This is a genomic window from Candidatus Uabimicrobium amorphum (assembly GCF_009002475.1).
In the GTDB taxonomy this organism is placed as follows: Bacteria; Planctomycetota; Uabimicrobiia; order Uabimicrobiales; family Uabimicrobiaceae; genus Uabimicrobium; species Uabimicrobium amorphum.
In genome coordinates this window covers 8,601,451-8,624,911 of the sequence record NZ_AP019860.1, presented here as the reverse complement: position 1 = coordinate 8,624,911, position 23,461 = coordinate 8,601,451, and the positions used below count along the sequence as shown (strand labels likewise).

General features: G+C 39.1%; 16 protein-coding genes. 10 read left to right on the top strand and 6 right to left on the bottom strand.

Annotated elements, in window-relative coordinates:
• The first annotated feature begins 193 nt into the window (after window positions 1-193).
• Window positions 194-2,965: an endopeptidase La gene (lon, locus tag UABAM_RS30310; RefSeq protein WP_229759330.1), complete on the top strand. Its 2,772-nt coding sequence runs from the start codon at window positions 194-196 to the stop codon at window positions 2,963-2,965.
• Between the two features lie 48 nt (window positions 2,966-3,013).
• Here the strand turns inward: lon and rny are convergent, their stop codons facing one another.
• Window positions 3,014-4,558, bottom strand: coding sequence for a ribonuclease Y (gene rny, locus UABAM_RS30305; protein ID WP_151971731.1), 1,545 nt, complete (start codon window positions 4,556-4,558; stop codon window positions 3,014-3,016).
• 123 nt (window positions 4,559-4,681) lie between these two features.
• Here rny and UABAM_RS30300 point away from each other — a divergent pair, with 123 nt between their 5' ends.
• Together UABAM_RS30300 and UABAM_RS30295 are read left to right on the top strand one after the other, a co-directional pair.
• Window positions 4,682-5,674 carry a serine/threonine protein kinase gene (locus UABAM_RS30300; protein WP_151971730.1) on the top strand — a complete coding sequence of 331 codons (993 nt, stop codon included), beginning with the start codon at window positions 4,682-4,684 and terminating at the stop codon, window positions 5,672-5,674.
• 16 nt (window positions 5,675-5,690) lie between these two features.
• Window positions 5,691-6,953 (top strand): FHA domain-containing serine/threonine-protein kinase, encoded by a 1,263-nt coding sequence (locus tag UABAM_RS30295; protein ID WP_151971729.1) that lies wholly within the window; start codon window positions 5,691-5,693, stop codon window positions 6,951-6,953.
• 155 nt (window positions 6,954-7,108) lie between these two features.
• Here the strand turns inward: UABAM_RS30295 and UABAM_RS30290 are convergent, their stop codons facing one another.
• Window positions 7,109-8,218 (bottom strand): GspE/PulE/PilB domain-containing protein, encoded by a 1,110-nt coding sequence (locus tag UABAM_RS30290; RefSeq protein ID WP_151971728.1) that lies wholly within the window; start codon window positions 8,216-8,218, stop codon window positions 7,109-7,111.
• 131 nt (window positions 8,219-8,349) lie between these two features.
• Between UABAM_RS30290 and UABAM_RS30285 the strand changes: the two genes are divergently transcribed.
• A complete protein-coding gene (locus UABAM_RS30285; protein ID WP_151971727.1) occupies window positions 8,350-8,886 on the top strand; it encodes a hypothetical protein in 537 nt (178 codons plus the stop codon).
• A gap of 8 nt (window positions 8,887-8,894) precedes the next feature.
• On the top strand, window positions 8,895-10,559 hold the full coding sequence (locus UABAM_RS30280; protein WP_151971726.1) for a putative ABC transporter permease subunit: 1,665 nt from the start codon (window positions 8,895-8,897) through the stop codon (window positions 10,557-10,559).
• Between the two features lie 51 nt (window positions 10,560-10,610).
• Here UABAM_RS30280 and UABAM_RS30275 read toward each other — a convergent pair whose 3' ends face one another.
• The 4 genes from UABAM_RS30275 to UABAM_RS30260 form a co-directional block, all read right to left on the bottom strand.
• On the bottom strand, window positions 10,611-11,372 hold the full coding sequence (locus tag UABAM_RS30275; RefSeq protein WP_151971725.1) for a Stp1/IreP family PP2C-type Ser/Thr phosphatase: 762 nt from the start codon (window positions 11,370-11,372) through the stop codon (window positions 10,611-10,613).
• Window positions 11,373-11,416: 44 nt separating this feature from the next.
• The gene (locus tag UABAM_RS30270) at window positions 11,417-12,292 is read right to left on the bottom strand and encodes a TRAP transporter TatT component family protein (protein ID WP_151971724.1); all 876 of its coding nucleotides are present in this window, start codon (window positions 12,290-12,292) and stop codon (window positions 11,417-11,419) included.
• A gap of 81 nt (window positions 12,293-12,373) precedes the next feature.
• Entirely contained in the window at window positions 12,374-13,459 is a 1,086-nt protein-coding gene (locus UABAM_RS30265; RefSeq protein WP_151971723.1) for a hypothetical protein, read from the bottom strand.
• A gap of 171 nt (window positions 13,460-13,630) precedes the next feature.
• Complete coding sequence (locus tag UABAM_RS30260; RefSeq protein WP_173013662.1) at window positions 13,631-15,832, bottom strand: DUF11 domain-containing protein; 2,202 nt, start codon at window positions 15,830-15,832, stop codon at window positions 13,631-13,633.
• A 584-nt stretch (window positions 15,833-16,416) separates the two neighbouring features.
• Between UABAM_RS30260 and UABAM_RS30255 the strand changes: the two genes are divergently transcribed.
• From UABAM_RS30255 to UABAM_RS30235, 5 genes are all read left to right on the top strand, one after another.
• Window positions 16,417-16,986: an AAA family ATPase gene (locus tag UABAM_RS30255; RefSeq protein ID WP_151971721.1), complete on the top strand. Its 570-nt coding sequence runs from the start codon at window positions 16,417-16,419 to the stop codon at window positions 16,984-16,986.
• A gap of 184 nt (window positions 16,987-17,170) precedes the next feature.
• Entirely contained in the window at window positions 17,171-19,330 is a 2,160-nt protein-coding gene (locus UABAM_RS30250) for a tetratricopeptide repeat protein (RefSeq protein ID WP_151971720.1), read from the top strand.
• A gap of 8 nt (window positions 19,331-19,338) precedes the next feature.
• A complete protein-coding gene (locus UABAM_RS30245; protein WP_151971719.1) occupies window positions 19,339-20,403 on the top strand; it encodes a HEAT repeat domain-containing protein in 1,065 nt (354 codons plus the stop codon).
• On the top strand, window positions 20,394-21,281 hold the full coding sequence (locus tag UABAM_RS30240) for a glycosyltransferase family 2 protein (RefSeq protein ID WP_151971718.1): 888 nt from the start codon (window positions 20,394-20,396) through the stop codon (window positions 21,279-21,281). Before UABAM_RS30245 ends, UABAM_RS30240 begins: the two co-directional genes overlap by 10 nt.
• A gap of 136 nt (window positions 21,282-21,417) precedes the next feature.
• Window positions 21,418-23,436 (top strand): DUF350 domain-containing protein, encoded by a 2,019-nt coding sequence (locus UABAM_RS30235; RefSeq protein ID WP_151971717.1) that lies wholly within the window; start codon window positions 21,418-21,420, stop codon window positions 23,434-23,436.
• Window positions 23,437-23,461 lie beyond the last annotated feature (25 nt).

Here is a 23,461-nt window from a genome sequence, read left to right as displayed (position 1 = left end):
CTACACTCAACAGCCAATATATAAACCAATGTAACGTTTTTTTTACGCTGTAAAGGCCGTTTTTCCTATGGAAAGAACTTTTGCAGTAAATGTTTCCATGCGCGTGGCATTTTTTTTGCTGAATATAATAAACGTATGTTGTATCGCTCGCCTACTTTGTGCGACACCTATTATCAAGTAATTGGAGATGGCCATGAGTGCAGATAAGAAAAATGAAAATGAATTTGTTGCGGACCAAGAACAGATAGAAAAAAATAGCGCACACAAAGAGCAAGAAAACACAACACCAAATCATGATATTCCACAAAATGACACGAATGAAAATCTTTCTAACACACCACCAATGTGCATAGAAAATACCGTATCGCAGGAAATAGACGCAAAAGAAATAGAAATAGACGCAAAAGAAATAGAAATAGACGCAAAAGAAATAGAAATAGACGCAAAAGAAGCGGACGCAGAAGAAATCGATGAAATACAAGATATAGAGCTAGATGCAGACGTAAAAGAAAACGAAAATGAAGAAAATGTTGATACGGTAAAAGATGAAAATGATGTAAGTGAAGAAAACACGGCAAATGACTTAGATGAAGATGATGAGCAAAGTTCTTCAAATGATCAACTTATCGTTGCGTCGGAAATTTTGCCGCAAACAATGCCGATTATACCTATTTTAGATATACCTCTATTCCCCAAAATGTTGATACCTTTAGTGATTAGCGATGTGTCATTACAGGAAACAATTGATTTGATCGATAAAAAAGAACGACCTGTTGTTGGTATTGTTTTGGCAAAAGACTCTCAAAAAGATTTATTGGAATCTGAGTTGTATGAATATGGCACCGCAGCACGCGTTCATAAAATATCTAGCGTAGATGAAGAACATATCCAGATTATGCTTGAAGGATTATGTCGTATACGTAAAAAGAAAGAGATAACCACTACACCTGTTATTCATTGGGATGTGGAGCATATCTACGATACGAAAGGTACCCCTGACGATGAATTAAAAGCGCATACCATGGCTATTATTTCTTCGGTGAAAGAACTTCTGAAATTAAACCCGTTGTTTCAAGAACAATTAAAGTTGTTTATTTCTCACATTTCATATGATGACCCAGGTCCTATTATGGATTTAGTGTCTTCGATGACTACGGCAACTCCGGAGAAACGTCAAGAACTACTCGAAACCCTTGACCTAACAAAACGCGCGCAAAAGTTACTCATACTACTACAAGAAGAAATTCAACTTGCGCAACTACAAGAAAAAATACGTAAAAGTATCGAAAATAAAATATCACAACAACAAAAAGAATTTTTCTTACGCGAACAACTCAAAGCCATTAAAAAAGAGCTTGGTTTGGAAAAAGATGACAAAACCGCGGATGTGGAAAAATTTGAAAAGCGTTTGGAAAAACTAACTCTTTCGCAAGAAGCACGTGAAGTCTACGATGAGGAGTTGGATAAGTTTAAAACTCTGGAACGTAGTTCACCAGAATATCATGTGTGTCGTAACTATCTAGATTGGATGACTCTACTTCCGTGGGGCGTTTCTTGTGCGGATAATTTAGATATCAAAAAAGCCGAGGATATTTTAAATGCTGATCACTATGGCTTAGAGGATGCGAAGGAAAGAATTCTTGAATTTTTGAGTTTGATTATTAAAACCAAAAAAGTAAATGGCGGGATATTGTGTTTTGTCGGTCCTCCTGGGGTAGGAAAAACATCTATTGGTAAATCTATTGCCAAAGCTCTTGGGCGAAAATTTTATCGTTTCTCCGTGGGGGGAATGCGCGATGAGGCCGAAATAAAAGGTCATCGGCGTACTTATATTGGCGCTATGCCTGGTAAAATAATTCAGTGTCTAAAAACACTGCATACCAATAACCCGGTGATTATGCTCGATGAGATTGACAAAATAGGCACAAGTTTTCGCGGAGACCCGGCGTCTGCTCTTCTCGAAGTATTAGACCCTGAACAAAACCAAGAATTTTTAGATCATTTTTTAGATGTGCGCTTTGATTTGTCAAGCATACTGTTTATTACTACCGCCAATCAATTAGATACGATACCCGCACCTCTTTTAGACCGCATGGAAATTATCAATTTGTCTGGTTACATACTTGATGAAAAATTAAACATTGCCCGCGATTTTCTCATCAAAAAGCAATTAGATAAGCACGGATTACAAACCGCAGATGTAAGTATTGGTGATGACATGTTACGTTTTATCATCGATGGTTATGCTCGTGAGGCGGGTGTGCGTAATTTGGAAAAAAATATTACCAAAATTATGCGTAAAGTCATTCGCAAACACGCGGAAGGTGATACCAGTTCGGTACAAATCAAAGATAAAGAAGATGTGATTAAATATCTCAAGCAACCACCTTTCACCGAAGAAGAGTTGTATAACAAAGATGTGGCTGGTGTTGCGTTGGGGCTAGCGTGGACGAGTTTAGGTGGAAAAACTCTGTATATCGAGGCCTCGGCAAAGGTTTCCAAGAGTGGCGGTTACAAGCAAACCGGGCAGCTAGGAAAAGTGATGGAAGAATCTTCGCATATTGCCTACTCTTATATTTGCTCACAAGCCGATAAGTGGGGAATTAATACGCGATATTTTGACAATCACTTCATTCATCTACACGTTCCCGCAGGTGCAACTCCCAAAGATGGACCATCCGCGGGTATCACCATGGCAACGGCTTTGTATTCGTTAGTAAAACAAAAGCCGGTTCGCTCTGATATTGCCATGACCGGAGAACTAACTTTGACCGGAAAAGTTCTGCCCATCGGTGGAGTAAAAGAAAAGGTGATCGCTGCTAAACGCGTAGGTATTACCCAGGTGATCTTGCCACTGGAGAACAAAAAAGACTACGATGAACTTCCACAAAACGTAAAAGATGGCGTTAGTTGCCACTTCGCGGACTACTTTAGCGATGTTTTACAGGTAGCTTTTGCTGAATAGATTTTGCTAGGTAAGATTTTGACCTGTCAAAATCTTACCTAGCAAAAGTTACTTACTGTATTCAACAATACGCGTTTCGCGTGTTAGGGATACTTTTATTTCTCCGGAGTACACCACTTCACTACTAATGCGATTGGCGATTTCGCGTGCCAGGATATAGGCTTTTTCTTCGGTTATGTTGTCAGCAGTGACCACACAGCGCAATTCACGCCCAGAATCTACGGCGTATGCCTTATCGACATCTTCAAATGACAACGCTACTTTTTCTAAATGAATAAGACGTTTTAGATGCTTTTCTAGCGAATCTTTGCGTCCTTCGGGACGTGAAAAAATAATGCTGTGTACAATCTGTAATACAACAGCATACAACGTTTTCGGATCGCCGTCTTGTGAAAGAATCGTTTCTACGACAATGTCGGATTCTAAATATTTTTTGGCGGTGTCACCACCAACAACAGCGGTATTGCCTTCTAGATTATCTTCCACAACACACCCTATATCGTGGAGTAAGGCGCAGCGCTTGGCCACATCGAGGTTTAAATTTAATTCTCCGGCAATTAAGGCTGCCAAATGTACGACTTCTAGAGTATGCTGTAATAGACTTTGTCCCATTGTTAGGTGGAATTTCATTTTACCGATGAGTTCGATCAAATGACTGTTGATATTCACCACATTGACATCACAACAAACTTGTTTTCCCGTCTTTATGATGGATTTTTGCATTTCTTCCCGTGTTTGTTCCACAACTTCTTCTATTCGTGAAGGATGAATGCGACCATCTAAAATTAATTTCTCCATGGTAATCTTTGCCACTTCACGACGTAGAGGATTAAAAGCCGACAGTACCACGGCGTTTGGGGTGTCATCAATAATAACGTCTACACCAGTTGCTTTTTCAAAAGTACGGATGTTGCGTCCTTCGCGTCCTATGATGCGGCCCTTCATTTCTTCATTGGGTAACTCTACTGTGGTAATGACATTTTCCGCGGTGTGTTCGACAGCACAACGTTGCATCGCTAATAGTAAAATATCACGTGCTTGGCGATTGATTTCTTGTTTGTAGCTAGATATATGTTTTTGTACCACGTCGGAGATTTCAAACTCTAGTTCTTTTTCGAGCTTTTCGACCAAACGAGTTTTCGCTTCTTCTTCAGAAATAGAAGCGACCTCTTGAAGCATTTTTTTCTCTTTGGAAATCAAGTTGTTGAGGTTTTGAATTTTTTTTTCTACGCCCAATTTTTCTTCGATAAGTTGTTTCTCCTGGGAGATCAACAATCCCTCTTTTTCGTTTAAGAAATGCAAACGTTTTTCTAGATCTTTCTTTTTTTCGCGAACGGCTAAGTCAGTTTGGGTCAACTCCTCTTTGATCGCCAACACCTCTTTTTCATACATGTCTTTTTTATAGCTAAACTCTTCTTGAATTTGCTTCTCTGCTTTTTGCAGTAAATGTCCCGCTTCTTTTTGCGCTTCTTCAATGATTTTTTGTGAATTTGATTTTCCTGTACTCTCCGAAAATCGAAAATAAATTTCGTGAAGCACAAAGCCTAGGATAACTCCTGCCAGAGATATTGCAATGTTAATTAAAATATCCATTTGCTTACCGTTTCTAATTTTGCTGCGAATTGTTATAATTGCTCTTGATTTATCACCCGGAATTATTTATTTTGAATGGATGAAGTTTTCCACCCCATCCAATTATTTTAATAAGGCACAAACATGGAAATACCTCGTAAATTTGGAAAGTATAACATTTTATCCGTCATCGGCCAAGGTTCCATGGGAACTGTTTGCAAAGCAGAACAAGATGTCATAAGGCGCATAGTTGCTATAAAAGTACTTCCCCTAGAGCTGGCGAAGGAAGACAAACGCAAAGAATTGCGCTTTGAGTACGAAGCTAAATCTGCTGCAAGGTTATTTCACCCGCATATTATTACTATATTCGAAATAGGAAAGCTATCCGTTCCTCCTGATGACATACATTATTTTGTCATGCAGTACTTTAAGGGGGAATCCCTCGCAAATTTAATCGAAGGTAAAAAGCTCCCTTTAATGACAGCGTTATCTATATTTGAACAAATTGCGAGTGCCCTTGATCATGCTCACACCAAAGAAGTGATTCATCGCGATATAAAGCCTTCTAATATTATAGTAAGTTCTGATTGGAAAGCCAAATTATTAGACTTTGGTATTGCGAAAATTATTAAGGAATCTCCACAATTAACAAAGCCAGGATATGTAATTGGAAGTGCCCCTTATATGTCTCCCGAACAAGCACGCGGAGAAACGGTGGATGGACGGAGTGATATTTTTTCACTTGGTGTCGTTGTTTACGAAGCCTTTACTGGTCAGAGAGCTTTTTTTGCCAAAAACAAAAGAGACATGATTCTCAATCGACAGAAGATGGACAAGCTTCCGAAGAAAAAACTTCCCACGCGTATGCGTCTTATTAATCCTGAAATTCCCACGTATTTGGAAGAAATTGTCCATAAATGTATGGAAGGGAATCCCGCAAATCGCTACCAAACAGCGCGAGAATTACTTGAAGATATTACAAAATGCAAATTACTGATACTCTCTGAAAGAAAATTTTACAATTTAGTTCCCAAGTATTACTATCTACCAAAGAAAAAACATTATTTAACTTTATTATCTATTTCGGCAGTTGCGGGTGTGATTATCTTTATTGCAGGTACTATTGCTATTTTATAACAGTGGATGACGAATTATGGCTATATTACGAATTGAAAAAGGTCCAGGTGCAGGAAATACTTTTTTCCTAAAAGAAAAGGAATTTATTGGTCGTGATGCTGCGCAAGCATCTATACACATACCAGATAATAAAGTATCGAGTTGCCATGCTCTGGTTTTAAAAAGAAATGAAAGTTATTACCTTGAGGATCAAAATAGTAAAAACCATACTTTTATCAATGGTCGTCCGGTAGAAAGCAAAGTTCGTTTAGAATCCGGAGATTATATAAACGTAGGTTCCACATGGTTGTGTTTCGAAGAAGAAGAAGAAGTAGAAAGAATTGCCAAAGAACTCAAAACTTATGAGGTGATTCAACAACTAAAAAAAATAGGTGGAATTGGGCATCATTACAAAGTGCGCCAAACAAAACTAGATCGTATTGTCGCTTTGCAATTGTTACCGCCAAATATTATCAAAGCACACCCTGATTTAAAAAAGAAATTTCGACTGCAAGCAAAGTCTCTGGCAAAATTAAACCATGAAAATGTCGCGATCATTCTCGACTTTGAAGCGAAAGAGTCACACCTATACTACACAACGGAGTATGTAGAGGGCGAGACGATTTCCAGCATGGTGGAAAAAGATCAGCCTCTCGAACTCGATCAGGCATTAGAAATAGGAATGGGTGTTGCCTACGGACTAGCCCACGCGCATAGCCAAGGGGTCATACACCAGGATATAAATCCAAATAACATCGTACTGAGTGGCGAACGAGTAATTTTAACAGGATTCGGTCTAGGAGCTATATTTTCAGACATCCAAGAACGTTTTTCCTCTCTTGTGGGTAACATCGAATATTTTTCGCCAGAGAAACTTTCGGGGAGAGACGTCGACTATAGAAGTGATATATACTCGTTTGGTATATTATTATACAAGTTGTTAACAGGACACGCCCCTTTTGTGGGAGAGACAATAGACGAAATCGTCGAGTCACAATTACACGACATTCCAGCGCTTACTAACTTCAATACAAATATTCCTGCTGAGGTGGAAAAATTAGTGTATCAATGTCTGGAAAGAGGTAAAGAAGCACGACCCCAAGATGTTGCCGCCGTAGCAAATACACTGGAAAATATACTATATAAGCACAGAGCCATTTCTCTTGCACAGTATGAAGACATATACACATCTTTGTGGAAATACGCCGTCACGAAGACATTTTATCACCCACTATTTACTGTGCTTGTGGGGCCTTTGATTGCAGGGTTATTGTTGTTGTTAATACACTTGTCGAAGTAGTGTAGCTGGTGATTTTGTATTTGGGGTAGGAACCTATAATATAAAGTTGAATTGTTCGTCAAGCTAAAAGTAGTTGCTTATTAAGACAACGCTATACCAGGTGTCATTCCTGCGAGTCAGGGATGACAACCTGATTTAGTTATGAGATTTACAATTTAGGAGAGAAAATTTTTCGCTTCTTCGTTGTTTGGATCTAAGGCGAGTATAGATTCATAGCTGCGTTTCGCTTCGTCAAAGTTACGCTTTTTGATGAGAGTTTTTGCATACATCGATAGTGTTTCGACAGCGTCTTGCACTTTACCTAAAGAAACGGCTAGCTCAACGTATTCACCTATGGATGCCTTATCCAGCGGATTTTGCTCTATTTTCATCGCTAGCTGTGACATTTTTCTTTTCGCGTTAGGAGGAGGACTGGCAACAGCGCCATCGGCAAAGTCATCAAACAAAGAAAGAGCATTGTCTATCTCTTCTTTATGGGCTGGCTGGGACGCGGGAGCGGGATCTTCTCCAAAAACGGCAGATAGTGCAGAGTCGATTTCATTGCCATCATCTGCGGGTGGATCTTCCCCAAAAACATTGGTCAAAGCAGAGTCAATTTCATTTTCTACTGGTGGAGCATCTTCTGGAAAAACAGATGATAGAGCCGTATTTATTTCATTACCGAGAGGAGACTTTTCTCGTTGTTGGGTTCCTTGTAAGGGAGACGTCTCACGATGTTGTGTCTTGATAATTTCCGACATAATTTCATTATCAGCTTTATCAAAAATAGTTTCCCAAACATCTGTTGTACCGATTTGTTGTGCGGATTTACTCTCACTGCTTGGTGTAGCAACGTTATTGATATGTTTTTCAATATTACTTAGTAAGTCAACGAAGAAGAATAGATCACAAGACTTGGTATTTTCTAGTTCTTGTATCATTTCTAATCTTGGTGGAGAAGTAATGGCAAGTGTGAGTGCTTCTCCAGACTCAATAACGGGGAAACACAAATAGCGTTTCATTATTGCCTGTGGGATACTACGTGCAACTTCTGGAGAAATATCGATGTTGTCTAATTGTAAAAATGGTAGACCAAGGCTTTTACAAGTAATTCTCGCAAGAGTTTCTTCATTGATTAGTCCATGATCCATTAAAATTTTTTCGATAGGAACATTGCGTTGTGAACTTTGAATAGACAACTTTTTTAATTTAGAAGTGTCGATAATACTTTTCTCCAGCAACAACTCTTCTAAATTTTTCTTTGTTAATTTTTCTAAATATTTCATATTTTATAAACCATATCAGCAAGGAATGCAATACGTGTAAAGGATTGATTGATAGTAACCTGTTTTTAATATTTTGTCAAATCAAAAAACTACGAGGGTATTTTGCAAAATATTTTTAAGAAAGTATCGACATGAATCAACTAGACATTTTAAAAGAAATCAAAAACGATCCCACAAACTGGTCTTTGTGGCACCAATATGGAACATTAACGGCACAAAACCAAGATTGGAAAACTTGTATTAGTGCGTATCTCGCAGCATTGCGACTAAATCCACAGCCAGATATTCTACAACAGTGCGTGGCGGCGTACCAAAATTATGTGAATTCACTGACAAAAGACTTTAGTTTTCGCTTTTTACAACTACCCAAAAAAACATTGGTTGTTGACATGTATGGACTGATGAATATGGATGTGACGGAGTTTGAACAACAAGTAAAGTCTCTATTGGCAAAAAAATATCAAGTCATCTTTTTGCATTTTACGTTTGTGCGCAATTTAACTGGCTTAGGTCCATCTACTATCAAAAAAATCATCAAGTGGAGCGGAGAAAAGAATATAGACATTGCGGCAGTAGCTGTGCACGATCAATTACGTACAACCTTTAACCTCAAAAAAATTGAAGTCCAAGAGTACAGCGATTTACTTCAAGCTTTTCAGAATAAATAGGGATAAATATGGATTCGCTACATTTACTTTTTGCAACAAGGCATAAGGAAGTAAGCAGACAAGTGAAAACGGCTATGGAGTCGCGATTTCGCACCTATACCGTTACTATTTGTGCAACGCTATTTTGGGTCGGTCTTTTTAGTTTCTTCCTACGTGGTTTTTACTTTTTTGCTTCTTACATACCAAATAGCTTTTACACGATTATCATCGACTACATTTTTTCCATTTTTTACTTTGCACTGTTCACCATGCTGCTCTTTTCTTCACTACTTATAGCGGTTTCGTTATTTTTTAAAAATAACGAAACGAAGTTTCTAATGACAAAGCCAATTCCTCACGAAGATATATTTTTATACAAGTTATCCGAAACTTTTCTTTTTGCTTCATGGGCGGTTTTCTTCCTGGGAATTCCCGTGGCTCTTGCCTACGGAATCCAACAAGGTGTTAATCTATGGTTTTATCCCTTGGTTATCATCAGTTTTGTACCGTACATAATTATACCATGTACCCTAGGAGCATTATTGTCATTCATTATCGTTCTGTATATTGCCAAATTCAAAAAAATACTCGGAGTGTTATTTGCGATTGTCCTGTCTGTAGGAATTGCTTACTTGATATACTCGATTTCTGCAGAAAAGGAAAACGCTCCCTCGTATTCCGCCGTGTGGCTGTTTAATGTTCTCGACTATTTTCAATTTACGAAATGGGCATTTTCTCCATCTTTTTGGATGTCGCAATGCATGTTATCTGTTGCCCATTTAGAATTTGCAGAATTTTTCTTTTACTTTCTGCTACTATTGTCGACCTCTTTGGCATTGGTATTTTTTAGCTACATGTTCGCGGTATCAAACTACTCGATTGCTTGGTCAAAAGTATATAGCGATCTGAGTTCGAAAAAACTGTGGAAACTTTCTCCCATTCGCAAAATACTCAATTTGCTAGTATTTGTTAGTAGCAGAGCTAAATTATTTTTAGAAAAAGATTTGAAAATATTTATTCGCGATCCAGTGCAATGGTCACAATTTGCCATTTTATTGGGATTACTACTGCTATATATATTAAATTTGCGTACTTTGAAATACGATCAGAAATCTACATTTTGGCGCGAAATTATTGCAAATTTAAATCTAATGGCAATATCTTTAACCGCATGTACTTTTGCAAGTAGATTTATTTTTCCGATGTTATCACTAGAGGGAAAACGATTTTGGACCTTGGGAGTTATGCCTATCAAACGTTGGTCGATTATTACCGCTAAATTTATTTTCGCAATGGTGGTTTTGACCTTGATGACGCAAACCTTGGTGTTGTTATCTGCGATTATGTTGAAGTTTCCTTGGACGTTGATGGTGTACCATGCGTTTGTAGCACTACTCTTAACGAGCGGAATTGCAGGGCTTTCTGTGGGATTAGGAGCTATTTACCCTAATTTTAGAGAGGATAGTCCATCGAAGATTGTTTCTGGTTTTGGTGGTACTTTGAACTTAGTGGTGAGTTTAGTGTATGTTTTTATTATTATATTTGCGCAAATTCTACCAAGTCACTTACTACTAGAGTCAACTCTTTCGATTTCTTTCTATGTTTTAACACTTGTGGTGATCTTGATTAGTGTTATCGTTACGTTACTGCCACTACTTATTGGCATTCGCAAGTTCAACAATATTGAAATTTAATATGTATCTATGTCGCAACTGTTTTACAGTTGCGACATGAAACAAGAGGTTTTATTCACATTGGACCTTTACAAGAGCGACTGTAATGTTGTCCGAACCTCCCGCCTCGTTTGCTGCATCAATTAGGTTATCAACAGTTTGTTGTAACCCCTCACTTTCGAGCACTACTTTTAATATGGCATCGTTTTCAACGAGATCACTCAATCCATCTGTACACAGTAAAAAAAGGTCGTCATGTTCTAATTTGTGTACTTTGGTATCGACCGTTACATTTTGCCCCATTCCCAAGGCGCGTGTAATGATATTTTTGTTCTGTAAGAACATTAAATCTTTTTCATGAATAATATTGTGTCTTAGCAATTCACCTACCAAAGAATGGTCCTCGGTAATTTGCTCTATTTCGTCGTTTCTAATGCGATAAATACGGCTGTCTCCGACACATGCCGTAATTGAGTGACCACAATGAGTAATTTGTAATCCGACAACCGTGGTTCCCATACTTTCGAGAGAGAACACTCCCTGGTTTTTTTCGAATATTTTAAAATTGGCTTGTTCTATGCTTTCGGCAAGAAATCTTTCTTGATTTTCAACTTTTTCCTCGTTGTCGCTTACTTTTTCCCCGTATAGGTTTTCATAACGTTCATTAAGTGTTTCTGTAACAATACGGCTGGCAACATCTCCGTCAACATGTCCGCCCATACCATCAGCAACAATCGCAAGTGAAAATTTTTCCAATACAATAAAGTTATCTTCATTACGAAAACGCTGTCGCCCGACATTTGTGTTGGCGACAATTTCACATTTTACATCCATAACAGCGTATATCCTAGCATATCTCTCGACTCTGTTGAGAAATTTTATTCATCTTCATCTTCCTCTTCGTCTTCGTCTTCTTCTTCGTAAAACTCCTCTATGTCATAAAGAAGATTTTTAGCTTTATTATAAGAAACCGAATTCACAAGTGTAAAGTTCTGTTTTAAATTTTTCTCTTTTCTGTTTTTCCATGTATTGATTGCTTCTGTTAGTAAGCTCTCAAATAAGGGCTTGTCAGAATAAAATCTTGCCAATGTTTTTGCATACTCTACGTGGATTAATAGTAATTTTCGCTGCGATATTTTAAGCGCCTTTTCAAAATAGCTTTTTGCAGCTTTGTTTTTGGAGTTGAGTTTACCTAAAAACATGAAAGGTATACCATTTTGGTATTTTTCATCCCAAGCAATCACTTTTTTCATTAAAGCTTCGACAAAGGGCAGTTCATCTAAAAGGGCAATACTCTCTGTATTGACGGAGATCCAACTTCCCCAAGTCATCGCTAACCAAAAAACCGCCTCGATGTCTTCTGGATTTAATCGATTTAACCGATTATTAAAACTTTGTTTGTTTACTTTAGAGGAAAAGTCGCATGCTTTGGCGGCATATTCTCTCGCTTGTTTGTAGTGCATACCTGCCCACGAAGAATTCTCTTCATTATCAATAAAAAGAGCAGCATAGGTGAAGTGCATTTGAGCACCCTGTAACAACAAAAATTGATCTTCGGGGTTTTCGGCAATGAAAGAATCTAGCATTAATAACATGGATGGAGTTGCTTTTTCAACGACGAAGAAGTTTTCCGTTTGTTGAACGTGTTGCTGTGTTTTTTTTATGTTATTGACAAATTGTTCTTTGGCAATTGCGTCGAAATTACATCCCGCAATCAAGAGGCAAAACATAGGTATAACTACAAGAGACTTCATTTTCCCAAATCTTTCTATTACTAAAAAAAGTGGCGTTTGAACGCCACTTTTTTTACAGGGTTAATACAAATGTGCTAGATCTTACCATTCTTCGTCGTCACCAGCGTCATCACCAGCATCGTCGTCGCCCCAGTCTTCGTCACCAGCGTCATCGCCACCAGCATCGTCGCCCCAGTCGTCTCCACCAGCGTCATCGCCAGCTTCTTCAGCAGCGTCACCAGCATCATCACCCCATTCGTCGTCGCCACCAGCTTCATCAGCGCGTTCTTCGCCACTGTCAGCGTCACCAGCGTCATCACCCCAGTCATCGCCCGCTTCTTCAGCAGCGTCGCCAGCTTCATCCATAGCTTCTTCACCAGCGTCCATAGCTTCGTCAGCAGCGTCACCAGCGTCATCACCCCAGTCATCGCCCGCTTCTTCAGCAGCGTCGCCAGTTTCATCCATAGCTTCTTCACCAGCGTCCATAGCTTCGTCAGCAGCGTCACCAGCGTCATCACCCCAGTCATCGCCCGCTTCTTCAGCAGCGTCGCCAGCTTCATCCATAGCTTCTTCACCAGCGTCCATAGCTTCGTCAGCAGCGTCACCAGCGTCATCACCCCAGTCATCACCAGAAGCTTCAGCATCATCCATAGCTGCTTCGGCATCGTCCATGGTTTCATCCATAGCTGCTTCACCAGCATCCATAGCTTCATCCATACCAGCTTCGGCATCTTCCATTGCATCTTCAGCTTCATCAACTGCTGCATCAGAAGCATCCATAGCTTCGTCCATGATGGCATCGCTTCCACCCATGTCGCCGCCCATGTCACTACCGCTGTTCATGTTGTTATTTCCGGTAGGATTTGCCGCAGGTGCAGAAGTAGAATAGCTACTTGCGTTTTCTGCAACCCAAACCGCGCCTAGGTCAGACCAGTCAGACTTTGTCCAATCGCTAACTGCAGCGTTGTTAACACCAGCAAAACCAGCATTGTACATAGCAGATACTTTTTGAGTAGTTGAGTGTGAAGAATCTGAGTGACTCGCACTATGATCAGTGCTTGTTGAATCACTTGTGTTTTGATTACTTACTGTTTGTTGCGTATCGCTCTTACTATTGTTCGTTTTTTGCGAACTAGAGCATGCAATCATTGCTGTGGCAACGATAAAACATAAAAATATTCTTAGCATTAAAAATCCCTTCCACAAAACAAGAAGGCGATTACGCACACACAATTGTAAGTCTTACATATGGTACGTGCGCATTTCCCTCTTGGTTGATATATAAATCTCATCTCGGCATTACACCGAGATGAGAAAACCATTTACAATTTCGTAAAAGGCGTAAACAATAGCAAAAGCTTACTTGTAGACACTTGTACCTTCTTCGTCGATAATAGGCTTGTCAAATTCAGCATATTTTAGACGAGCGGTGTTTTTCGCAGAACCTTCTGCAATTGCACGACAAACGACTTTAAATGTCAATTTATCACCTGGTTGCAGGATGGCTACAGCTGCGAAATTAACAGCACGAGTGGTTTCATCGAATTCAAATTCACCTGGTCCCTCAGCTTTTACAAATTCCATTTCTTCTGGAATTGTATTTTTGAGTTCTACGCTTGTACAAGCACTTGTACCTTCGTTGCGCGCTGTAATAACGTAAACGGTTTGTTGTCCTACTTCAACCGGATCGTCTGTGTCATATGTAGACAAGTGCATCGCAGATACCCCTTGGATTCTCAAGGCGGCCTGGTCTTCAACTTCTCTACCTTCACTTGTCACTTTTACAGTGTTTATACAACGAGGAACTTGTGCGATACCACGCGCTGTAACTTTGATATCAATGCTTTCGCCTGCGCCTAGTTTCGGGAACTGCCATCTTACTGTGGCAAGTTGTTCGCCTCTAGCAGGGCGGAAAGAACCTTGAGGCTCTGAAGAGATGTACTCTAGCTGTGAAGGAAGAGTATCAACAACATCTACACCTCGTGCATCACCACTACCTTCGTTTTTCACGGTGATAGTGAATACTACTGTTTTATTCAGGAATATTACACGTCCGCTAGCACGTTTTTTCACAGTAATGTTTGGGTTAACAACTTTAGTTGTGAAGCGTGCTTCGTGAACTACCTTACCGCCTGAGACCGCTTGAGCAACGTTTACAAAATCACCTTCTTGTTGAGTTTGTAGTACATAGTCAAAAGAACGCTCTTCATTGCGTTGTAGAGTTCCTACATTCCATTTTAAAGCAAATTTACCTGTGTCGCGTCCACGATACTTGAACCCTGCAGGTATTTGGTCTTTTACAATTACATTGCGTGCAGGTGCACTACCGCGGTTTTTGATGGTGATTCTATATGCAGGAGATTCACCCAATCTCGCCAACGCTTGACCGGTTTTTACAATGTAAAGTTCAGGAGCACCAATGAGTGTTTCCGCAGTGGCAGCTGGTCCTTCGCCGCGATCAGTTCTAACTTGCGCTTTGTTAACTTGTTTGCCTGTTTTCTTTGCCTTGACAACTAAGTTAATTTGCTTACTTTCGTTAGAAGCTAGCGTACCTAAATTCCAACGAACTTTGTTTCCTCTTACAGCCGCTGGTTCAGGTTGTGCGCTTTCGAACGCGAGGCCTGATGGAAGAGTATCTAAAACTTTTACATCGCGAGCTTCACCTTCACCAGAGTTTGTTACCGTAATGGTGTAACTAACATTTTCGTTTAAAATGCCTTCTGCTGGTCCAGTTTTTACGATACTCATTTGTGGTGAAATCCAGCGTTTGGTCACTTTGCGTACTGCGAGAAGTTTACCATCTGGATCGCGGAGTTCAATTTCAATATCGTTTTGTCCTGGATCAGGGTTGATTTGCGTTAAAGTAACTTTTGCTTCACCTTCTTCATTTGTTTGTACTTCAACTTCTTTATTTTCTTCGCTATCGTTTAGATATGCAGGAACGCCACCTTCGACGAGTTTCCAGCGTACGCGATAACCAGGAAGAGGTGTACGGGAAGAAGCTTTAATGAGTTTGAAGGTAAAAGTGTGAGGATCACCAACGCGGTTGATAGCGTTTACTGGCCATTGAATGTCAGCGTCAATCCAATATTTAACGGCATAAACTTTGTGTTGGCTTGCATCTTTTATTCCTGGACAGAAAGCGATGACATGAGTTTCCCCTTCGATAGGAGAAGTAATTGTGCACCATGTCTGTCCGACGGTTAGGTTTAAATCGTCATTGGGATTGTCATTACCGAAATCCAATGTTTTTGGTCCGTCGTTGGTGTATGTTACCGAATAGTGGTTCGATATTTTGTCAACTTTTTGACCATCGACAATTGCCCCTTTGTCATCGTGTTCAACGATGTCACCAACACAGATGTTACCGCGTGATAAAATCCACTCGACTTTTTGTCCACCAAGAGGATTTCCGTTTTCATCGTATACAGTAACGACGAAAGTGTGTTGTGTTTTTACAGGGTTGACAGCAGCTACAGGATCTATGGTTATTCTAGTGGGCTGCTGTGCAAATAACGCCACAGAAAAAACCATGAGAAGCGCACTAACTATTCGCTTCATTAAAATCTCCTCCATAAACTATGATGTTTATGCAATTTACATCTCAGTGCGTACAACGTACGTCCGAGGAGCGCTTAAAATCATTCAATCTTAGTTCGTAAGTGATTTAAGAATATAAGTTTAAATGACTTTAGCGCCCGAGTCTTAAATGCATATAATATCCAACTTTGTACATTAAGAAAAGTTTTCGTTCTATCTATCTTTGAGCTTGTGGAACACAGTATTTATGATGTCACCACTTTAGGTTCAGTGAAGAGTGAACAAAAACAATCCAATTCTTATCTTAATACTAAATTGTTATAAAACTTTTCTTTTTTAGAGGTAAATAGGTGGGGGGTAACCTCTTAGTAGTTTAAATATAACGATTGGCACTACTTAAGACAAGAATTTGCAAGCGTTGCGAGTATAGCAAAAAGAACTATCCTTTGCAAGTGATTCCAATAATTATTTTTCCATAATTATCAATACTTTCAAGATAAAATGTTTTTCGATTTAGATGGTAGAAAAAGCTTGAGACAAACGCGATCTCACGCTATGATGGGAGAAAGGTTTATTCATGATTCTAAAACAATGGAAAAAACAAAATGAGTGACAAAAAAATTCTCGCGGTAGTTGGTATGGCTGGCTCAGGAAAATCAACGGCTGTTGACTTGTTGGTTCAGAAATACCAAATGCCATATATTTATTTTGGTGACATTACCTTACAAGAAATGAAAAATCGTGGCTTGGAGCCTGGGCAAGACAATGAAAAAAAAACCCGCGTTGCATTGAGAGAGCAACATGGCATGGGGGCATATGCGAAACTATCACTGCCAAAAATTAATGAGCACTTGGAGACAAACAACTATGTACTTTTAGATGGTTTGTACAGTTGGAGTGAATATACTTTTTTGCGACAAAATACCAACGTACCACTAATTCTTTTGGCCGTTATCGCGAAGAGAGGCGTACGCTATGAACGTTTGCAAAATCGTCCTACACGTCCCTTGTCAGCTGAAGAATCTGAAAAAAGAGATTTTGCCGAGATCGAACAAATCGAAAAGGGCGGTCCTATAGCTCTCTGCGATTATTACATAACAAATGATGGCACATTAGAGAATTTTCAAACTCAACTAGAACAATTGACGCAAGAATTAGGCATTGTCGTTGGCTAAAAAAATCTACTCTTGACTATTACTGTTTTGTACACAAAAATTTACAGTGCGCAGTTTATTACAATCAATACAATCTCCGCAGTGTTGAACTTTTCGTCAACGCAAAAATGGCGGAGTACTTTATCACAAAATAATAACCCGTTTAACTCTACAAATAAAGGGTAATATAGTTAAGGAAATCTCTATGATCAAGAAATTAGTACTCATATTATCAACAGTACTTGCCTTCCATACGATTGCAGCTCAAGAAGCCGATACTCTATTTGTCATGCCCTTGAGTTTGGAGAGTAAAGTACAAAACGCCTATCATCGTAGTATTACGACAAATTTAAATAAAAATTTACTCAAAGCCGCTTATCAAACAAAAACATATACGGTCAAGCCACCAAAACAGGCGGCGGAAGAATTAAAAGCGCAAAAACTTTCTCCGAAGAAGTTGAGAAATATAAAATATCGAACAAAACACACTGCAAAAATATCCAAACTGTTTAGTTTTATTTTACAAGGAGAAATCGTTTTTCCTGTGGAAAACGAATTGGCCATAAGTGTGCGTTTAATCCAAACAGACAATAACGCCATTCTTAAGTCAACTGCTCTTCGTGGACGTGTGGACACATTAGAGAAATTGGCGAATGACATTGTCGCGAAAATACTTCCCTCTCAAGATGAGGTTCTCGAGAATATCACTAAGCGCTACCGAAAAGCTTTTAAGCAAAAAAAATTCGACAAAGCGGAATCTTTATGCAATTGGGCTTTAAAAATACGTCCGCTAAATCCTAGCTTTTTATATTTGAAAGCGCGTGTGTTGGAAAAACAACAAAATTACTTGAACGCGCAAAAGTATTATAAAGATGCGCGAAGAATGCGTTACAGTAAACCTCAGGACATTAACAAAGCTCTACTACGAATTCGTCCCTATGTACAAAAATCGAAACGTGGATATCGCGAAGAGTTGCAAAGTCTTTTTGATGAGTTTGATCAATTTGAAAAAGTAAATTATGCACGTTATATTGCTAGGGCGGCCGCGCGTATCCAATTAAACGTGAAAAAAGTAATGCCTTTGCAGAAAATTATTGACCGCGCTACGGCTTTGCAAAAAGACACCAAAGATTTTGTGGTGCTGATGAATAAATTGCACGGGAGTACTTTTTCGGATAAAAGACGCGAACAGATCAGCAACATGCGCCAGCATATTAAGAATTTTCGTCAAACACAGCAAGAAATGATCAAAGAGTTACAAAAATATGCGAAATACAATCGCATCTTTCTCGACAAGTGTGTTGAACTACAAAGTAAAAAGCAGTACGACAAAGCATTATTCCAAGCAGAATTGTCCATTCTGGTGGATGCCAAAGACCCGAAAGGCTATTATTATCGTGGTATTAGTTTGGGGAAAAAGTATAAGCATCAGCAAGCGGTGAAATCTTTTTCGTATGCCATCGAACGAAATCCAAAGTACTGGGAAGCTTTCTACAACCGAGGCGCTACTTATCTTGCCCTAGGCAATTCTGCAAAAGCGGCAGAGGATTTTCAGCGCGTACTCAAGATAAAAAAACACGCACCCACATACTACGAACTCGGGAAAATATACAACCAACAAAAAAAGACGAAAAAGGCATATGAGTTTTTTAGCAAAGCCATAAAAGAAGACCCGACACTTGCAGGGGCCTACTACGAGCGTGGAAAAATACACGACAAGAGAAATAATTTTATTGAAGCAAGCGAGGACTACAAAAAGGCGATGACTTTAGATCGAGCGCTTGCTCCTAAAGTTAGCGCATTATATGATAAGAGTAATTCTTACATCTCGCAGCAAGCGTATATCTATCTTGAAATGGGGCAAGACTATCAACAATATGGTGAGTTGCAAGAAGCAATGAACTTTTATAAAAAATCTTTGATTTTAAACCCGAAATTGTATCTGGCTTTTTTGTACCAAGGACAAATTTTGCATATACAAAAAAAATATAAAAAAGCGATAGAGAGTTACAAAAAAGCCATCGTGGTAGCTCCGGAAAAGTCAGAGATATACAAATATCGTTGCATTAGTTACCTTAAACTCAAAGCTTTTGAAAAGGCTATTGAAGATGTGGAATCGGCGTTGAAATATGATCCCGGTTTATCGGACGTCTATTTACTGAAAGGGCGTGCTTACGAAGGCTTGCATAAAAAGACCAAAAATCCATCGTATATCCGTCTTGCGTTGCAGAGTTATGATTTAGCGGTAAAGTTACTGCCAAGTAAATCTCATTACTATATACAACGCGCCAAGATATACCGAAAATTAAAACGTGATGAGGAAGCAGTACAAGACGAAATATATGCCCGAAATCTCAAAAAGTAAAGGTAACTATGGACCCTGCACAACTCCAGCACCATGCTTATAATTTATTAGAACAAAATTACCAACACCAAGAGTGGTTCATCAGGTTTAGCGCATGTGAAGCTTTTGCTCATGTTTGCGATGACAGAGGATTAGATACTGTTGTCGAAGGACTACAACATCAAAGTGCTCTAATTCGCGAACGTGCGGTAAAAGCGATTGCCGCGTCACAAAAAGCCGAATTTTGTTCCGTTATTGATAAATATGCTTCTCAAGATAGCGATGCCCACACTCGTGGGCAGGCTATACTTGCTTTTGCCCAACTAAACTCTGGTGAATATTTTACTCAAATAGCAAACGCCCTGCGTGACAAGAGTGATTATGTGAAAAAATGCGCAGTGGAGTCACTACCTATTTGTGGCAATAAAAAGGCGGTAGGCGAACTGAAAAAAATAGCAAATGGTGATTACGAATTGCCGTATTTACTCCGTTTAGAAGGGGCTTACCATTTGGCACGCAAGCATCAACAAGGCTATAAGTTTCTCTATGAGATGTTAGATTGTGCTGATGCTTGGGTGCAATTTCTTACCGCACAAAAACTCGCAGAACTTGGAAAACGCGAGGCTTTACCTGTGTTACAGAATATGATCGTCAGCGGTGACTGGGATCACAAACTCGCAGCGATTGAAAGTATACTCAAACTGGGAGAAAGCGCTATTTCCCCCACGGAGTTATTGAAACCTACCGAAACACCAGATATACGTACAAAAATTACGGCGACACTGATTTTATATAATCAGCATCCTGAAGCAGCGCAAAAAATAGTAAGCAATGCTCTAAACGCCAAAGACGAAGAACTACAGCTACATGTTGTCGAACAAATTTCACAACGCCAACACTATTCTCTATTACGCTTTGCGGAACCTCTGCTACAGTATGGTCGGGAAAATGTACGGGCGGCGATTGTGGTTGCTGTGGAAAAATCGCGACAGCCACAATTGGTGTATTTACTAGAGCCTGTATTACTTCGTTCTCACTGGATATTAGGTTTGCAAGCGGCAAAAGCGACTTTAAAGATTTTATTATGCAAATAAAAACGGCTATTATACTCGTTAACTGGAATGGTTGGCAAGACACAGTAGAGTGTGTAAAATCTTGTCAAAAATTACAAGACACCTCTTTCCATATGGTTGTTGTTGACAACAACTCTTCGGATCAGTCATATGAGATCTTGATGGAGAATTTTGGCGACGCTCCTGACGTTACGATCCTGCAAAGTGGTGATAATCTCGGCTTTGCGGGGGGCAATAACTTTGGCATTCGCTATGCACAAGAAAAATATAACTGTCAGTACTTTTGGCTACTAAACAATGATACGGTAATAGAACCGCTTACGCTCCGTGCTCTTATTGACACCGCGGAAAGTGATCCGCGAATTGGTATCGTTGGATCGAAAATTTATTACTATGATTCAAATAAACTGTGGTTTGCCGGAGGAAAGTTTCTTCAACGTACGGGTTACACACAACATATTGGTATGTTACAAGAAGATGGTCCACAATTTTCACAACAACAAGATGTGGATTTTATTTCCGGTTGCAGTTTATTGATTAGCGCAGAAGCCATTGCCAAAGTAGGTTTAATGCCCGAAGAGTATTTTTTATATTTTGAAGACAGCGATTGGAATTTCGCAGTACAACGTTGTGGATTAAGAGTTGTTTATGAACCGCGTTCGCGTGTGTGGCATAAGATATCGCAAAGTGTGGGGCAACAGTCGAAAATCTACTACTATTATATGTTTCGCAACTCTCTTGTCTTCATTCAAAAGTATCGTTGGTATCTCCTTCCTTACATTTTTGCCTTCAGAAGTTTGGAAATTTTACAATTGTTCTTGAAAGGTAATTCCACAATGGCACGTGTTTCACTCAAAGGTCTATGGCATTTTTTTAAAAAAAAGAAAGGAAAATTGTGATACTTCGCTTTTCTCACGTTATAATATAAAATGCCGATAAAGGTGCTACGATGTAGAATTTTGTGCTACTTTACAAACAGAGCAAAATTGTACGGTTTTAAATACCACTTTTAAACTTTATGAGGATAAAATACGAATGGCAAAAAAAAAGACAGAAAAAGTTGAAGAAAATCAAGATCCCGAGATAGAAAAAGCACAAAACACGAAGAAATCTTCCTCAAAAAAAACCACACGCAAATCAACCTCCAAAACCAAAAAGGCATCTAAAGTAGAAGATGAAGTTGAAGAGGAAAAGCCCAAAAAGAAAACTACACGTAAGAAATCTACCGCGAAGGCGAAGACCACAAAAAAAACAACAGAAGAAGATGCGGATTCTGTAGAAGAAGAAAAGCCGAAAAAGAAAACCACGCGTAAAAAATCTACCGCAAAGACGAAAACCACAAAAAAAGCGAAAGAAGAAGATGCGGATTCTGTAGAAGAAGAAAAGCCGAAAAAGAAAACCACGCGTAAAAAATCTACCGCAAAGGCGAAGACCACAAAAAAAGCGAAAGAAGAAGATGCGGATTCTGTAGAAGAAGAAAAGCCGAAAAAGAAAACTACACGTAAAAAATCTACCGCAAAGGCGAAGACCACAAAAAAAACAACAGAAGAAGATGCGGATTCTGTAGAAGAAGAAAAGCCGAAAAAGAAAACTACACGTAAAAAATCTACCGCAAAGACGAAAACCACAAAAAAAGCGAAAGAAGAAGATGCGGATTCTGTAGAAGAAGAAAAGCCGAAAAAGAAAACTACGCGTAAAAAATCTACTGCGAAAACAACAAAAGCTGCTGACAAGGATACACAGACCAAACCGAAAAAGAAAACTACACGTAAGAAGGCAGCAAAAGCAGAAATCATCGAAGTCACTGCTCTTGTTAAGCACAGTGACGTAAAGAAAAAACGTTTGAGCACACCTCTGATTTTTACTTTAATCATTATGGTCGCGATGATACCGCTTTCTGTATTTATGATGGAAACCACAACTGTTGACATTCCTTCTATTAGTATCTCGAACAAGGCAATGCAAATACTGACGATTTTTCCCATTTTAATCTTTGTGGTATTGACGTTAGTCTTTGCAAAATTTATCTATGAAAAAACCTATTCTTTTTCTTTAAAAGAGCAGCTCACCGAAGAAGACAACCCTGCGGTTGGTATTAGCCTAGCGGGTTACATGATTGGAATATCTTTAGCAATTATTGGTTCCGTCTCTCATGTGGCAAAAGATAACTTACTGGATAGTTTACCAAGTATCATGAGTAATTTGATTCCCGGTATATTAATTAGTATTGTGCTATTGGTTATTTCGCAAAAAGTGCTCGACAAGCTAATTTTATATCGTTTTTCCATTGAAAAAGAATTGGCCACGGATCGCAATTTAGGAACGGCAGCTATTTGCTGCGGTGGTTTTATCGCTACGGGTCTTATTTTGATGAACAGTTTCAGTTCTAGAATAGAACAAGGAGCTATTGAGTATATACTCGCCATTACCTCTGCTTTTATCGTAGGACAAATTATATTTGTTGTCAGCGGCTGGATCTTCACTAAAGTATCGCGTTTTGATTTTCATTACGAAGTAGAAATGCGCGATAATGTGTCTGCTGGAATTTTATTTGGTGGTTTTCTTGTCGGAGTAGGATTGGTAATCGCTGCCTCTATCTCCAATATTGAATGGAAAAACCCGCCTATTTTTGTTGCAGAACACAAGATGGAGGAAGACTTTTCGCAAAATGATATTAGTAATCAAATGATTGAGTTATTCGAAAACAAAGGCTGCCCTCTCAGTCCAAAAGCGATGGTGAAATCAGAGCAGCCAAATGTATGGGTCATTAAAAATCCTGGCTACTACATACAATATGTTATTAAAAGTAATGGAGATTCGATAGAGGTTTACAACAATAACCTACTGTTGATAACAGCGCACAAAGCAACTACGGCTCTTATTGCAGGGTTTTTGGCAATCATTCTTCTATTATTCATGGGATTATGGGCGTCAAGAATGTTGTTTTTTCGCATATCCATTACTCAGGAAGTGGAACAAAAAAATCCCGCGGTAACGTTAGTAATTATTTGTGTATACATAGTTACTGGTCTAGTGATACAAACGCTACTATAAATTTTTGATAAGGCGTGTACATGTG

Bases quoted from the DNA above. Each gene is read 5' to 3' on its own strand.
- rny (WP_151971731.1), bottom strand. From the start codon at position 4,558: ATGGATATTTTAATTAACATTGCAATATCTCTGGCAGGAGTTATCCTA.
- UABAM_RS30285 (WP_151971727.1), top strand. From the start codon at position 8,350: ATGAATCAACTAGACATTTTAAAAGAAATCAAAAACGATCCCACAAAC.
- UABAM_RS30260 (WP_173013662.1), bottom strand. From the start codon at position 15,832: ATGAAGCGAATAGTTAGTGCGCTTCTCATGGTTTTTTCTGTGGCGTTA.
- UABAM_RS30300 (WP_151971730.1), top strand. From the start codon at position 4,682: ATGGAAATACCTCGTAAATTTGGAAAGTATAACATTTTATCCGTCATC.
- UABAM_RS30295 (WP_151971729.1), top strand. From the start codon at position 5,691: ATGGCTATATTACGAATTGAAAAAGGTCCAGGTGCAGGAAATACTTTT.
- UABAM_RS30240 (WP_151971718.1), top strand. From the start codon at position 20,394: ATGCAAATAAAAACGGCTATTATACTCGTTAACTGGAATGGTTGGCAA.
- UABAM_RS30235 (WP_151971717.1), top strand. From the start codon at position 21,418: ATGGCAAAAAAAAAGACAGAAAAAGTTGAAGAAAATCAAGATCCCGAG.
- UABAM_RS30265 (WP_151971723.1), bottom strand. From the start codon at position 13,459: ATGCTAAGAATATTTTTATGTTTTATCGTTGCCACAGCAATGATTGCA.
- UABAM_RS30280 (WP_151971726.1), top strand. From the start codon at position 8,895: ATGGATTCGCTACATTTACTTTTTGCAACAAGGCATAAGGAAGTAAGC.
- lon (WP_229759330.1), top strand. From the start codon at position 194: ATGAGTGCAGATAAGAAAAATGAAAATGAATTTGTTGCGGACCAAGAA.
- UABAM_RS30290 (WP_151971728.1), bottom strand. From the start codon at position 8,218: ATGAAATATTTAGAAAAATTAACAAAGAAAAATTTAGAAGAGTTGTTG.
- UABAM_RS30270 (WP_151971724.1), bottom strand. From the start codon at position 12,292: ATGAAGTCTCTTGTAGTTATACCTATGTTTTGCCTCTTGATTGCGGGA.
- UABAM_RS30255 (WP_151971721.1), top strand. From the start codon at position 16,417: ATGAGTGACAAAAAAATTCTCGCGGTAGTTGGTATGGCTGGCTCAGGA.
- UABAM_RS30250 (WP_151971720.1), top strand. From the start codon at position 17,171: ATGATCAAGAAATTAGTACTCATATTATCAACAGTACTTGCCTTCCAT.
- UABAM_RS30245 (WP_151971719.1), top strand. From the start codon at position 19,339: ATGGACCCTGCACAACTCCAGCACCATGCTTATAATTTATTAGAACAA.
- UABAM_RS30275 (WP_151971725.1), bottom strand. From the start codon at position 11,372: ATGGATGTAAAATGTGAAATTGTCGCCAACACAAATGTCGGGCGACAG.